At 59.9% G+C, this 13,125-nt stretch carries 11 protein-coding genes; 4 read left to right on the forward strand and 7 right to left on the reverse strand.

From position 1 onward, the window contains the following. Positions 1 to 6 precede the first annotated feature (6 nt). The 7 genes from ACYZTS_RS13155 to ACYZTS_RS13185 form a co-directional block, all read right to left on the reverse strand. The gene (locus tag ACYZTS_RS13155) at positions 7 to 1,071 is read right to left on the reverse strand and encodes an imelysin family protein (RefSeq protein ID WP_461996321.1); all 1,065 of its coding nucleotides are present in this window, start codon (positions 1,069 to 1,071) and stop codon (positions 7 to 9) included. 27 nt (positions 1,072 to 1,098) lie between these two features. Then, a complete protein-coding gene (locus ACYZTS_RS13160; RefSeq protein WP_461996323.1) occupies positions 1,099 to 2,526 on the reverse strand; it encodes a di-heme oxidoreductase family protein in 1,428 nt (475 codons plus the stop codon). A gap of 271 nt (positions 2,527 to 2,797) precedes the next feature. Continuing rightward, a complete protein-coding gene (locus ACYZTS_RS13165) occupies positions 2,798 to 4,147 on the reverse strand; it encodes an imelysin family protein (RefSeq protein WP_461989699.1) in 1,350 nt (449 codons plus the stop codon). A 218-nt stretch (positions 4,148 to 4,365) separates the two neighbouring features. Continuing rightward, positions 4,366 to 6,447: a putative bifunctional diguanylate cyclase/phosphodiesterase gene (locus tag ACYZTS_RS13170; RefSeq protein ID WP_461989702.1), complete on the reverse strand. Its 2,082-nt coding sequence runs from the start codon at positions 6,445 to 6,447 to the stop codon at positions 4,366 to 4,368. Between the two features lie 830 nt (positions 6,448 to 7,277). Then, positions 7,278 to 7,874, reverse strand: a complete 597-nt coding sequence (locus ACYZTS_RS13175) for a superoxide dismutase (RefSeq protein ID WP_150582555.1) — start codon at positions 7,872 to 7,874, stop codon at positions 7,278 to 7,280. A 174-nt stretch (positions 7,875 to 8,048) separates the two neighbouring features. Beyond that, complete coding sequence (locus ACYZTS_RS13180; protein ID WP_461989705.1) at positions 8,049 to 8,651, reverse strand: LysE/ArgO family amino acid transporter; 603 nt, start codon at positions 8,649 to 8,651, stop codon at positions 8,049 to 8,051. A 6-nt stretch (positions 8,652 to 8,657) separates the two neighbouring features. Continuing rightward, on the reverse strand, positions 8,658 to 9,059 hold the full coding sequence (locus tag ACYZTS_RS13185; RefSeq protein ID WP_028623712.1) for an ACT domain-containing protein: 402 nt from the start codon (positions 9,057 to 9,059) through the stop codon (positions 8,658 to 8,660). Between the two features lie 95 nt (positions 9,060 to 9,154). Between ACYZTS_RS13185 and ACYZTS_RS13190 the strand changes: the two genes are divergently transcribed. The 4 genes from ACYZTS_RS13190 to ACYZTS_RS13205 all read left to right on the forward strand — a co-directional run bounded on the left by ACYZTS_RS13190 (position 9,155) and on the right by ACYZTS_RS13205 (position 13,122). Beyond that, positions 9,155 to 10,054: a LysR family transcriptional regulator ArgP gene (locus ACYZTS_RS13190; RefSeq protein ID WP_461989707.1), complete on the forward strand. Its 900-nt coding sequence runs from the start codon at positions 9,155 to 9,157 to the stop codon at positions 10,052 to 10,054. Positions 10,055 to 10,147: 93 nt separating this feature from the next. After that, positions 10,148 to 11,140, forward strand: a complete 993-nt coding sequence (locus tag ACYZTS_RS13195; protein ID WP_461989709.1) for an NAD-dependent epimerase/dehydratase family protein — start codon at positions 10,148 to 10,150, stop codon at positions 11,138 to 11,140. 106 nt (positions 11,141 to 11,246) lie between these two features. Beyond that, entirely contained in the window at positions 11,247 to 12,116 is an 870-nt protein-coding gene (locus tag ACYZTS_RS13200) for an ATPase (protein ID WP_028623709.1), read from the forward strand. Between the two features lie 157 nt (positions 12,117 to 12,273). Further along, positions 12,274 to 13,122 (forward strand): cache domain-containing protein, encoded by an 849-nt coding sequence (locus ACYZTS_RS13205; RefSeq protein WP_461989711.1) that lies wholly within the window; start codon positions 12,274 to 12,276, stop codon positions 13,120 to 13,122. Positions 13,123 to 13,125 lie beyond the last annotated feature (3 nt).

The following is a 13,125-nucleotide window of genomic DNA, read 5'->3' on the forward strand; positions in this document are numbered from 1 at the left end:
TCCTCATCAGTCACCGTCGTTGGCGTTGAAGCCCAGTTGGATGCCCAGCGCCTTGGCCAGTTCGCCTTCGTGCAGGCGATGGACGACGTTGAGGCTGTCATAGATGTCGTTGAGTTGCTGGCGACCGGCATCGTCGCTGAGCATCTCGGCCAGCGAGCGCTGGTTGCTGGCGAACAGTGTCAGGGACGCAGCGTAAGCGGCGTCGATCTTGTCGGCGAGCGGTTTCTGCTCGCTTGGCAACAGGCCGCGCAAGCCTTTATTGTCGACGCCTTCCCAGACCGTTTTGGCAGCGGCGAGACTGGTTTCCAGTCCGCTCAGTGACGAATGGCTGCGCCATGCATCGGCCTGGAACGGCTGCGGTACGCCTTTGCTCTGGCGACCCATCGGCGTGCCGAGTTTCTTTTTCAGGCTGTCGAGCGCGGTGACCTGCACGCGCAGCAGGTCGGCAATCGCTTCGTGGGAATCGGCGTAGCGCTGGTTCGGGAACTTGCTCATCTGCGCGAGCATACCGTCGGTGTTGTTCCAGCCCTTGAGGATCTCCTCGGCCAGTTGTTTCTGGTGTTCGGCAATCGCGATCAACAGTGGGCAGTATTTGCTCTTCTGCGCATCGTTGGCGACGTCGGGCTTGCTGTCGAACAGGATGTACTCGTAGGCGGACAGGCCCTGCACCACGACGCTGGATTTGGCCAGTGCGGCCGCGTCGATCTGCGGCTGCGCGGTCACCAGTTGCTCGACCTGACGGCCCACGAGGTTTTTCTTGTCCGGCCAGAACTGCACCGACCAGGCGCGATTGCCTTCGGCCAGTGGCCCGATCAGCAGCGGTTGCAGCTCGGCCCAGGCTTTCTGCGCATGAAGGAAATCAGCGCGAGCGGTCTCCAGGTCCGATTTACCCTCGCAGTAGGCCAGGGCACTGACCGCGAGCTGGCGGTCGGCTTCAACCCAGCGCGTGTAAGTCGGCAGGATCACCGACTTGGCGATGGCTGCCGAAGTGACCGCCTGCGGGTCCTGCGGTGAACAGGCTCCGAGCGCAAGTGCAGCAAGGCTGGTGAACAACAATTTGGGACGGAACATGTCGGGCTCCCGCTTATGGAATGGGTATCAAAGGGAATTCAAAAACGCCAGCAGCGCAGCGCGCTGTCCGGCATCGAAAGACAAAACTTTTTGCTGCGCCGCGGTGGCTTCGCCGCCATGCCAGAGCACGGCTTCGAGCAGGTTGCGGGCACGGCCGTCGTGCAGGAACCGGGTGTGGCCGCTGACCGCTTGCGTGAGGCCGATACCCCACAGCGGTGGGGTGCGCCAGTCGCTTCCACCGGCCTTGAATTCAGTACGGTTGTCGGCCAGGCCATCGCCCATGTCATGCAGCAGAAGATCGCTATAGGGACGAATCACCTGATTGGCCAGTTCAGGTTCACTGGCGTTGGCGGCGGTGGTGTATTTCGGTGTGTGACACGATTGGCAACCGGCCTGGAAAAACAGGGTTTTGCCCGCCAGCACCTCGGGGGAGCTGACATCGCGGCGGGCCGGTACGGCGAGGTTGCGGCTGTACAACAGCACCAGACGCAGGATGTTGTCGCTGACTTCCGGTTCGCCATCCGGCCCCTTTCCGTTCGGCGCCTGCTTGCAAGCGACCTGTGCGTCAGTGCAGTCATCAAAGGTGCGCAGGCTGGTGGTCAGGCCCATGTCGCCGGAAAACGCGTGGACGTTCTGCTGATTGAGGTTCGGTTGCCCGGCTTTCCAGCCGAACCGGCCGAGGACGGTTTTCTGTTGTACGTCATCCCAGACCCGATTCGGGCGACCGGCAATGCCTTTGTTGTCTTTGGCCTGAGCCTCGGCGTTGGCCAGAATCGCCTCGTCGGGGATGGCTTCGAGCAAACCGAGGCCGATCATCGGCGGCGCAACCCGGGCCGAGAAACGTGTGTCGGGATGCATCGGGCCGTAGCCGAGCTGGGTGATGTGCAGGGTTGGTTTTTGTAGCTCCACTTCACTGCCGTCCTGGAAGCGGACCGGCACGGGCGTGTAATCGACGCGGACCTTGCCCTCAGGGATGACGCCGGGCACTGACATGTCCTGAAATTGCCCGCCGTAAACCGGCTCGGGGACGACGCCTAACTGCTCGATGACCTTGGCGTAGGCCGGCGAATCAGGAATAGACAGACGTACCAGCATCGATACTGCATTTAGTGCGCCAGGCGCCGGCGGATGACCGCGGCCGTCCTTGATGTGGCAGTTCTGGCAGGCGTTGGTGTTGAACAACGGGCCTAGACCGTCACGCGCCGTAGTGGTCGCCGGAGCGATCACCCAGGGGTTGCGAAAGAAACTGTTGCCGACGCTGAAATCCACACGCCGCGATGGCGGGAGGTTGGCGGAGGGCAGGGAGAACGAGTTCTGATCAGTCTTGCGCACCGTCGCGTCGCCTCCTGAGCGGGCTTCACCGGGTTCGGCTTCGGTAAAACGCGGGGCGTCATCGCAGGCACTCAGGCCCAGGGCCAGAAACAGTGCGAACAAGCGAAGAGGCAGCGAGGGCATCAAGACATCCTGCGAGACGTGCAAAACAAAGGCGCAAAGTCTAACAGGGCAGGGGGGATTGAATAAGAGGAATTATCGTTTGGTTAATGTGGAACACATTTTACTGAAGGTCGCGATTCCTGTGGGAGCGAGCCTGCTCGCGATGGTGTGTCAGGCGACACTTGTGTAACTGATACACCATCGCGAGCAGGCTCGCTCCCACAGGGAGGCGGTGTTTGGCAGGCATGAAAAAGGCGACCCGGAGGTCGCCTTTGTATTCAGCCAGCGTTGATCAGAATTCGTGATCAGCGTTGTCCGGGTTCAGGTCGGTGATGCCCAGTTTGCCGGCTGCCGCTTCGATCGAACCGGTCTGCTTGACCAGCGAGGCGATGGCGTCGCGAACGACCTGGTTGCCAGCGGTATTGCCGGCAGCGATTAGCTGGTCGTAATGCTCACCCTTGTTGGCGTGATCGACGATGACCTGCATCTTCGCTTCGGTCGCAGCCAGGTCGGCTTTCAGCGCGGTATCGGCAGCCGGGTCGGCCTTCGCCACCAGCGAGGACAGGCTTGCGCCGGTCATCTTGGTGCCGTCAACGCGGGTGTATTCGCCCAGGTAGACGTTGCGAATGCCTTTGGCATCGTAAAACTGCGAGTAGTGAGTGTTGTCGCTGAAGCAGTCGTGTTCGTCTTCCGGGGAGTTGGCTTCCAGGGAAACCTTCATGCGCTCTCCCGCCAGTTCGCCCAGGGACAGGCTGCCCATGCCGAAGAGCATTTTGCGCAGGCCGGTTTCGCCCGGTTCGGCTTCCAGCGTCGCGCGATAGTTGTCAGCTACGTTCGGCTTCCAGTTGCCGACCATTTCTTCCAGATCGCTGACCAGCAGTTGAGTCACAGCCTTCAAATAAGCACGACGACGCTCGTTGTGGCCGCCAGTGGCACCGGCGCCTTCCAGGTAGTCGGAGGCCGGACGGTTGCCAGCGCCCGGGCCGGTACCGTTCAGGTCCTGGCCCCACAGCAGAAATTCAATCGCGTGATAACCGGTGGCAACGTTGGCCTCGGCACCGCCCAGCTCATTCAGGCTGGCGAGTTTTTCCGGGGTAATGTCTTTGACATCGACCTTGTCTTCGCCGACCTGAACTTCGCTGTTGGCGATGATGTTGGCGGTAGCGCCCGGGTTACCCAGTGCGTGTTCGTAGGATTTGTCGGTGTAGTCGATCAGGCCTTCGTCCAGTGGCCAGGCGTTCACCTGACCTTCCCAATCGTCAATGATGGTGTTGCCGAAGCGGAACACTTCGCTCTGCAGGTAAGGTACGCGAGCAGCGACCCAGGCAGCCTTGGCGGCGTTCAGGGTCTCGGCATTCGGCTTGGCGAGGAACGCGTCAACGGCAGTTTGCAGGGTTTTCGCGGTCGATTCGGCGTCGCTGTAAACGGCGAAGACGATGTCGGCGTAATGCGCGACAACGGCTTTGGCGGCGGCCTCATCGACTTTGCCGGCAGCCGCTGGTGCAGTGGCCGGGGCTGGAGGCGTCGTCGTGGCAGCTGGAGTCGGCGCTGGCGCGGCAGCTTTGTCTTTGCCTTCGCCACAACCGGCGAGGGAAATAGCGATGGCCAACAGACTGGCGGTAGCCAGAGGCATACGAATCATGGCGAACATCCTGCTTCGAGAGGGGGTGGAATGGCGCGGCTAGCGCGCAAAGCTGCGACATAATGCAAATCTTTCGCATTATGTGTAAAGGGTCGTGGTTGTAAATATTTCTTATTCAGAGAAAAGATCGCGGCCTCGTTTTTCTCGACAGCGCCTACGCAAGTGCGGGTTCTACCGTGGGAGCTGTCGAGTAAAACGAGGCTGCGATCTTTGGGCCTTCACAAGATCACCGCATTGCTGCGCTGCGCCTGTTTCAGGTACGCGCCCAATTCCCGTGCCGGCAGGGGCTTGCTGTAGAAGTAGCCCTGACCTTCGTGGCAGCCCTCGGAAATGATGTAGGCCTCCTGTTCGGCGGTCTCCACACCCTCGGCAATCACCTGCATACCCAGGCTCTTTCCCAACTGGATGATGGCCCGGACGATGGTCGCATCGTCGTCGTCATCGAGCAGGTCCTGAACGAAGCTCTTGTCGATCTTGATCTTGTCCAGCGGCAGGCTTTTCAGATAACTCAGCGATGAGTAACCGGTGCCGAAGTCGTCAATCGCGATCAATGCGCCGGAACGACGCAAACTCAGCAAGTGCTGAGCGGCGGTGCTGATGTCTTCCATCAGGCCGGTTTCGGTCACTTCCAGCTCCAGGCTGCGCGGTGGCAGGCGATACATTTGCAGCAGATTGTTGACCACGCGCGGCAACTCGGCGTGGTGCAACTGAACGGTGGACAGGTTGACGGCCATGCGCAGGTCAGTGAAACCCTGGTCATGCCAATCGCGCAATTGTTTGCACGACTGATCCAGTACCCATTCGCCGATGGCAATAATGGTGCCGTTCTGCTCCGCCAATGGGATAAACAGGTCCGGCGGAACCAGCCCGTGCTCGGGATGCTGCCAGCGAATCAAGGCCTCGACACCCACCACTCGATGATCGCGATAGCTGATCTGGGGTTGATAAACGAGGTAGAACTGGTCGCGGATAAGGGCGTCGCGCAGATCTTTTTCCAGTTCGCGTCGGCGGCGCATCTCGGTATCGACACTGGCGATATAGAACTGATAGCGGTTGCGCGAGCGCGTCTTGGCCAGGGTCATGGTCTGCTCGGCTTTCTGCAGCAACTTCTCGGTGCTGTCGCCGTCCTCCGGGAACAAGGTAATGCCGATGGTCGCGCGCAGGCGAATCTCTTGATGATCGAGGGCAAATGCCGCTTCCAGATCATCGAGAATGCTTTGCGCCAGTTCAGCCGCTTCATAGGGTTGTTCGATATCTGCCTGCACCAGCGCGAACTGATCACCGCCAAGCCTCGCCAGCGCGCCCAGCCGACCGCTGTGGGCGCGCAGGCGATCAGCCAGAGCGAGCAGTAATTGGTCGCCCGTCTGATAGCTGAACTGTTCGTTGATGCCTTTGAAGTCATCGAGACCCACGCACAATACCGCCACCCGGCGTTGAAGTTTGCCGGCGTCGACGAGGATCTTGTCCAGCTGCTGCTGCAATTGCTGGCGGTTGGGCAGGCCTGTCAGAAAATCGTACTGAGCCATGCGCAGCAGGCTGTTTTCCGCTTCGTGGCGCAGGTGAGTGTTACGCTCGATGGATTCAAGCAACTGATTAGCAGTGTTGATCCAGATCCCCAGTTCGTTTTTTTCGTGACCCTTGAGTTGCGGGATCTTGTGTTCGCTGGGGCGATCGGGGTTGATTTCCGTCAGGTGCTCGATGATCCGTGACAATGGCTTGGTCAGCAGCCAGTGATAGACCAGATACAGCACCAGGCCCAAGGCCAGAGCGCGCAGCACCCCTGAAATGAAGATGATCACCGAGTTGACGATGAAGCCTTGGCCGTACGTGGCTGTGTCGAGGGTGATGCTCAGGTCACCGTAATACTCGCTGTAGGGGCCGCGTCCCACCAGTTGGGTGGTGAAGGTGCTTTCCTTGCCGAGGATCAGGTCGGTCAGCCAGCGGCTTTTGGATTGCTGCAGGTCGCGGGTCTTTTGCGCGAGCATGGCTTCGTTGGGGTGGCCGATGGAGGCCTGGCGCACGGCGGCGTCCTGAAACAGGCCTTCGATGACTTGCATGCCCATTTCCCTGTCCAGGCTGTAGACGGCCTGTGTCGAGGGGTCGCGGAACATGTCGAGGATGCGTTCGGCATCGCCGGCCACGGCCTGGCGTGTTTTATAAGCATCGAAAACAATCTGCGCGCAGCTCAATACCACGCCGACGATCAATGCCGACAACAGCACGACCCGGAGCAACTTCACCGACAAGCTGTTCTTGAGTTCCAGCTTCAAAGAGTCATTCCTTGTTCCGTGCGGTAGCATCAAGTTGCCATGAGTATTGGCAATCCGGTGATGGCAGTCAAAGGGACAATCAAACACAGGGGGATTTGCCCGTGGGTTGGCCGTGTGCTGGCGTCTGGATTAGTACTGTGTCGGTTGTTGGGTCCTGCAACTTTAGGGGGAATCGGGACTAATTTTCCGTTCGTTTGATGTTAGACGGCTGTGGCGTTGGGGCAAGGGGTCGGGGGCTGGTTTCATTGTGGGAAATTGGCCTTTTTTTTGTGGGGGCGTGGGTTTTGACGATGCCTGGTTTCGATGCGATCTTGGGTGTTGTGATTGGGGGCATATCTGTTACGCGGTGAGGGCGGCTATGGGTTTCGCCCTTACGGCGAGTCACTTGGAACAGCACCAAGTAACCAAGTGCTCTTGTCCCTGACGTCCGGTGGCTCGCTAATGCTCGCCATGCCCTCGCTCCGGTCCTGCTCCGTGGGCCCGCTGCCATCGGCCATCCATGGCCGGCGGCAGCTAACCCGGCATCCATGCCGGGTTGCCCACTGCGCAGAACCTCCACTCGGCCTCCCGAGGGGACGCCAAGGTCAAGGGCGACAGGCGAGCTAACGCTCGGCCTTGAGTGGTTAGAAGCAGGTGGTGCGCGTGGGATGCATTTGATCTGTAGGAGCAAAGTTTGCTCGCGATAGCGGCCTGTGAACCGACCTGATCTCGCAGATGCCCCCAATCCCCGTAGGAGCAAGCTTGCTCGCGATAGCGGCCTGCCAGCCAACCCTCATCTCATCGAATGAGCGCCCCCAGACACTTTCCACCACACCAAAAAAAACCCGGCTAAAAAGCCGGGTTTTCTGACTGGCGTGTACTCAGGCGGTGAAGGTTTTGCCTTCGAACTGCTCAGCCACGAATTTCCAGTTGACCAGGTTCCAGAACGCTTCGACATATTTTGGACGAACGTTGCGGTAGTCGATGTAGTAAGCGTGTTCCCAGACATCGCAGGTCAGCAGCGGGGTGTCGCCGCTGGTCAGCGGGTTGCCGGCGCCGATGGTGCTGGCCAGGGCCAGGGAACCGTCAGCCTTTTTCACCAGCCAGCCCCAGCCGGAACCGAAGGTGCCGATGGAGGTTTTGCTGAACTCTTCTTTGAACTTGTCGAACGAACCGAAGGAAGCGTTGATCGCTTCAGCCAGTGCGCCGGTCGGTTGACCGCCGGCGTTTGGCGCCAGGCAGTTCCAGTAGAAAGTGTGGTTCCAGACCTGAGCGGCGTTGTTGAAGATACCGCCCGAGGAAGTCTTGACGATTTCTTCCAGAGTCTTGCCTTCGAACTCGGTGCCTGGCACCAGGTTGTTCAGGTTCACGACGTAGGTGTTGTGGTGCTTGTCGTGGTGGTATTCCAGAGTTTCCTTGGAAATGTGCGGCTGCAGAGCATCGTGTGGGTAAGGCAGCGGCGGCAATTCGAAAGCCATGATGATTCTCCTAATCAGGTCAGTTGCGGTGAGCGCAAGGCCGATCACGGGCGGCCAAACAAGCGCCGGGGAGTTTGTACTCTTTGCGGCGCAGGGTTCGGATCATAGCACCGGGGGGACGGCATAACCACGCAACAACTGTGTGGAATAGAGGTTTCAGAGCCTTTTGGAATATCAGCCGGCGACGATCAGTTGCAGGGCCACGGCGAACATCATTACCGCCACCAACAGGTCGAGGATTCGCCAGGTGCCTGGCCGCGCCAGCCAGGGTGCCAGCCACGCCGCGCCCAGCGCCAAGGTGAAAAACCACAACAGCGACGCAGTGGCCGCGCCTACGACGTACGCGCTGGGGTCGGTTTGCTGGGCGCCGAGGGAACCGATCAGCAAAACCGTGTCCAGATAAACGTGCGGGTTGAGCAACGTGACGGCCAGCGCGCTGAGCATTACCGCACGCAACGACCGGACCGTCTGGTTTTCCCCTTGCTGCAGGCTCTGCTTCGTGAAGGCGCGGCGCAGCGCGAGGCTGCCGTACCACAGCAAAAACGCCGCACCGCCCCAGCGCGCGATGGCCAGCAACGTCGGGTTTTGCGCCAGCACCGTGGCCAGGCCGAAAACGCCCGCAGCGACCAGCAACGCGTCGCACGTCACACAGAGGGCCGCCACCGGCAGGTGATGTTCGCGCCGCAGGCTCTGGGCCAGCACAAACGCATTTTGTGTGCCGATCGCCATGATCAGCCCGGCAGCGACCAACAGGCCGTTTACATAGCTCTGCCACATAAAGCTTTACTCCGCGTTCGCTGCGAGATCGCGCAGCACATGCAAGGCGCGTTCGGCATCGGCCTGGCCGACGAATAAATGGTCGTGGAAATAGCCTGCCACCACATTGCAACTGATTCCCGCTTGGCCCAAAGCGCCGGCGAACGCGGCCGTTAACCCCACGGCTTCGAGAGACGAGTGCACATTCAGCGTGAGCCATGCTGCGATGTAGTCGAAATGGAAACCGGCTCGCTCGGCGTCGGAGCGTTCCAGAATGACGGTCAGACCTTCCTGCTCGCGAAAGCTGCCGACGATCTCTACGTCTGTCGGCATTTTCCCGTCGCTGAGGGTGCAAAAAACGTATTCGCCCGCATTCAACTGCGGGCTCATGCTGCGAATGAGCGTCACCAGTGAAGTTTCGCCGGTCATGTCGATGTCCTGTTTCATGAGTTCTTGCTGGCCATTCTCTGGTCTTGGGCTGTATAAGGAAAACCAATCATCCTGATCGCTCATTAGGAAAACTGATGTTCGACTACAAACTACTCTCTGCGTTGGCGGCGGTCATCGAACAGGCCGGGTTCGAACGCGCCGCGCAAGTGCTCAATGTGTCGCAATCGGCCATCTCGCAGCGAATCAAATTGCTTGAGGCTCGAGTGGGCCAACCGGTGCTGGTGCGCGTGACGCCCCCGGCCCCGACCGAGATCGGTCGACGGCTACTCAACCACGTGCAACAGGTGCGTTTGCTTGAGCGCGATCTGCAAACCCTGGTGCCGGCACTGGATGACGAAGGCCTGCCGGAACGTCTGCGCATCGCCCTCAATGCCGACAGCCTCGCCACCTGGTGGGCTCCGGCCATCGGCGACTTTTGCGCAGAGCACCATCTGTTGCTCGACCTGATCGTCGAAGACCAGACAGTCGGCCTCAAACGAATGCGCGCAGGTGAAGTGGCGGCCTGTCTGTGCGCCAATGAGCGCCCGGTAGCGGGTGCGCGTAGCGTGCTGCTGGGGGCGATGCGCTATCGGGCGTTAGCCAGCCCGACCTTCATCGCCAGGCATTTTCCCGACGGCGTGCGCGCCGAGCTGCTGTCGAAAACGCCGGCGTTGGTCTTCGGGCCGGACGACTTCCTACAGCATCGCTACCTCGCGTCCCTCGGCGTAGACGGCGGTTTCGAACACCACCTGTGCCCATCGTCCGAAGGTTTCATTCGCCTGACTGAGGCTGGACTGGGCTGGGGATTGGTGCCGGAATTGCAGGTGCGCGAGCAGCTGAAAAGTGGCCAACTGATCGAGTTGCTGGCAGATAAGCCGATCGATGTGCCGCTGTACTGGCATCATTGGCGCAATGGCGGGCAGTTGCTGAGCCTGCTCACCGATCAGTTGGTGCGTTCGTCGGCGCATTGGTTGGTGCCTTGGGAGCAGCGGTAAGCGTCAAGCTGCAAGCCGCAAGTAATGCGCTTGCGGACGGGTTTTTCTCTGTTTGAAATTTGAAGTTTGCAACTGCACTCGTTGGAGCAATTCATGAAGATTCTGGTTACCGGCGCGAGTGGTTTCATTGGCGGACGCTTCGCGCGTTTCGCTCTGGAACAGGGCCTGGACGTACGGGTCAACGGTCGCCGGGCCGAAAGCGTCGAGCACCTGGTACGCCGCGGCGCCGAGTTCATTCCGGGCGATTTGAGCGATGCGGACCTGGCGCGGGCGCTGTGCTCCGACGTAGACGCGGTGGTGCATTGCGCCGGGGCAGTCGGTGTGTGGGGGCGTTATCAGGATTTCCATCAGGGCAATGTCCAGGTCACCGAAAACATCGTCGAAGCGTGCCTGAAACAACGGGTTCGACGCCTGGTGCATTTGTCCTCACCGTCGATCTACTTCGACGGCCGCGATCATCTTGGCCTGACCGAAGAGCAAGTGCCCAAGCGCTTCAATCATCCCTACGCCGCGACCAAATACCTGGCCGAGCAAAAAGTCTTCGGCGCCCAGGAGTTCGGCCTCGAAACGGTAGCGCTGCGCCCGCGTTTCGTCACCGGGGCCGGTGATATGAGCATCTTTCCGCGTTTGCTGAACATGCAGCGCAAGGGACGGCTGGCAATCATCGGTAACGGTTTGAACAAGGTCGATTTCACCAGCGTGCAAAATCTCAATGAAGCGTTGCTCAGCAGTCTGCTGGCCAGCGGATCAGCATTGGGTAAGGCGTACAACATCAGCAACGGCGCGCCGATTCCGTTGTGGGACGTGGTCAATTACGTCATGCGTCAGATGGAAGTCCCACAAGTCACTCGTTACCGTTCCTACGGTTTGGCCTACTCCGTGGCCGCGCTCAACGAAGGTGCGTGCATGCTCTGGCCGGGCCGTCCGGAACCGACACTGTCGCGCCTGGGCATGCAGGTCATGAACAGGAACTTCACGCTGGACATCAGCCGCGCCCGGCATTATCTGGATTACGATCCCAAGGTCAGTCTGTGGACGGCCCTCGATGAATTCTGCGGCTGGTGGAAAGCTCAGGACGTTCGCTGAAAGCCGGCTCACTGAACCGAGCTTCAGGTTCAGGGTCAATCCCTGCGGCCGTGGGGGTTATACTCGCCGCATCAAGCCATCACCATGTTTCACAAAGGTTGATTGAATGCCCATGCGTAACGATGCCAACGACGATTTCGACAATGTGCCGAGCCTGCGTGCCGACATCCTCGATGACGATGATTTCCCGACCACTGCGCGCAACAGCGTGCATTCGCGTACCGCGCCGGTGGTCAAGGTCAAGGCTGCCAGCACCGGCCCACTGTGGGCTCTGGTCGGCGCTTTGTTCTTCGCGTTCGCCGGCCTCGCCTGGTGGAGCTTCCAGCAGATTTCGCTGATGGAGCAGCAATTGGTCGCCACGCAGGAAAGTTTCGCGCGAATCAGTGAGGAAGCGGCGGGGCGCTTGCAGGACATTTCCGGCAGGGTCGTCGCCAGTCAGACCAATGTCAGCAGCGACAGCGAAGCATTGAAGCTGCAGATCAAACAGCTGGAAAGCCGACTGCAGGACCAGAGCCAGCAGCAACAGGGCGTGGCGGGTCAGGCTTCGGAACTGGATAAACGGCTGGCCCAGATGACCGCGCAAACCACCGATCTGGATAAGCGCCTCGCGCAGCTGACGGCGCAGAACACCGAGCAGCAGACCGCCAATACCCAGTTGCAAACGCAGGTGAAAACCCTGACCGGCGAGCTGAGCGCCTTAAAAACAGCCACCGCTGACGGTGGACAATACGATTCCCAGCTGAAAAGCATCGGTGCCGACATTGTCGCCCTGAAAAAACAGGGCAATCCGAGCGCGGCCATCGAGCGGCTCGAACAAGACATCATCGTGTTGAAAAGCCAGCAGGACAATCGCCCGGCTCAAGGCGCGGCCAGCACGGCCGAGTTCGATGCATTCCGCGGGCAGGTCACCCGAAGCATCAACACGCTGCAAGCGCAGATTCAGAATTTGCAGCAGCAGTTGCGGGCGAAGCCTTAGTCCGACCCACGCAACGCGCCACAGCTGCGCCGTACGTAGCGGCTGTCGAGCCTGCGAGGCTGCGTCCGTTTTAACCATTCCGAATGTTGCTCAACATCCATACATGCCGCCAACCCGTCTACGCTCTCCAGACACCGATAAGAACGAGGAATGCGCAATGGCGGTTTTGCACAAGTTGGCCCTGTTGGGCGGGATGCTGTTGCTGTGCCTGGGGCAGGCTCAGGCGGCCGGGACTGAGCAGGAGGACAGTCAGGCCGCGCGGGCTTTGCTGGAAAAGGCCTTGGCCTATTATCACGAGAACGGCGACAAGGCGTTCGCGGCGTTCAGTCGTCAGGGCGAATTCGTCGACAAGGACCGTTACGTGTTTGTTGTCGACACCAAAGGCGTGATGCTCGCCAGCGGGGGGCCGTCTTCGGCATTGATTGGGCGTGATGTCTCGGACGTCCTCGGGCCGGATGTGCAGAAGGCGTTTAGGGACGCTTTGAAAGTGCCGCAAGCCAATGGCATCCAGCAGGCTGAATACCGCTGGCAGAATTGGTCGGATGGCAAGGTCGAGCGCAAGCGCGTGTTCTACCAACGCATCGGCGAACGCATTCTGGCGGTCGGTTATTACTTGCCGCGAGCCTCTGCGGAGCAGGCCATGGCCTTGCTGAACAAGGCGGCGATGGATCTGACCAAGGACGAGAAGGGCACGTTGACGGCAATCAACTCGCTCAAGGGCGGGTACTTGCAGGATGACCTGTATGTGTTCGTCGTCGATCTGGACACTCAGCGCTATATCGCGCATGGCACCAACCTGCGATTGATCAACACCGATTTCGGCAAGATCAAGGACCCGGAGGGCAAACCGGTGGGCGAGCCGATTCTGGCGTTGATTGCCAGGCAGGATTACGGCGAATACGAATATCGCTGGAAGAACCCGGTGACCGGCAAAGTCGAGGACAAGCACGCGTACCTGAAAAAGGTCGGGCATTTCCTGGTGGCGGTGGGTTATTACAGCCCGTGATTT

The sequence above is a fragment of the Pseudomonas sp. TMB3-21 genome, from assembly GCF_054898145.1.